The organism is Paenibacillus sp. 1-18 (assembly GCF_000520755.1).
GTDB lineage: Bacteria > Bacillota > Bacilli > Paenibacillales > Paenibacillaceae > Paenibacillus > Paenibacillus brasilensis.
In genome coordinates, this window is sequence record NZ_ASSB01000117.1 from 1 (window position 1) to 899 (window position 899).

Below are 899 nucleotides of genomic sequence, written 5' to 3' on the forward strand. Positions count from 1 at the left end.
GGATAGCGTCCGCTGATCCCTATAATTGCCACAGGTTCCCGTGTTGCAGCGGCGGGCACCTCGGCAGTAAAGCGGCAGGCTTTCCTTCTCCCGGCTTTCCGTGAAGCCAGTACAGGGAGTTCATCCTCGAAATTCCTCTGTGCCGCATGCTGTTCCGGCAGGGCTTGAACCCGTTCTGTAAGCCCCGTCCATTTCAAGCACCCTTGGGAGTGGTCGGAGACCAAATACTCCGCCAGTTCCAGCAAGGTCTGGTATTCATAGAACAAGGTCTTGGAAAGCTCCCCAAAGATATCCCCAAGCTTCTGGTTCAACTGATTAATCATAATCGAGTCGATGCCATAGCTCTCCAGAGACTCTTCCCCATCAATGCTGTCTACACGCATTTTGGTAATGTCGCCAAACATAACCTTGAGCTGGTGCAGGGTTTTTTCCTTCAATAATTCCGGATCAACCGCCGAAGCCGAAACAGCTTGAGCAGCAGGTGCACTTGAAGCGTCCCCTCCCAATGGGCGGGTCAAGCGGTCTCTGCAGGTCTCCAGAAGATAGTCTGTCAGGCTGTGGAGGGTCGGATATTCTAGAAAGATATCATAGGCCCAGTCAAGTCCATACGTTTGGTTCAATTCGTTAACCAGCCCGGTCAGGGCCACCACATCAAGCCCATAGTCTTTCCACTCTGCATAAGGATCAATTTCTTCGGTACCCGTTTGAAGCAACCGGGCGATTCTTCTTATGCAATCATCCTGCACTTGCTCCGGCAAAGTGCCCAGATCCTGATCTTCTGTAAGGCAGGGAACCTCTGTTTCCGGCCAAGCTGGAGATTCCAACAGAAATTTTTCCTTTAATCGTACCGGATTCCCCTCCATGACCATAACCCGATCACTTTCGGATGCAAAGGAATG

The 899-nt window shown here is 51.5% G+C and carries 1 protein-coding gene; it reads right to left on the minus strand.

Going from position 1 to position 899, the window contains the following annotated elements; genetic code table 11:
* Positions 1-899, minus strand: an 899-nt coding sequence (locus L693_RS27820) for a phosphopantetheine-binding protein (RefSeq protein ID WP_155983782.1), incomplete at both ends; no start/stop codon positions are given.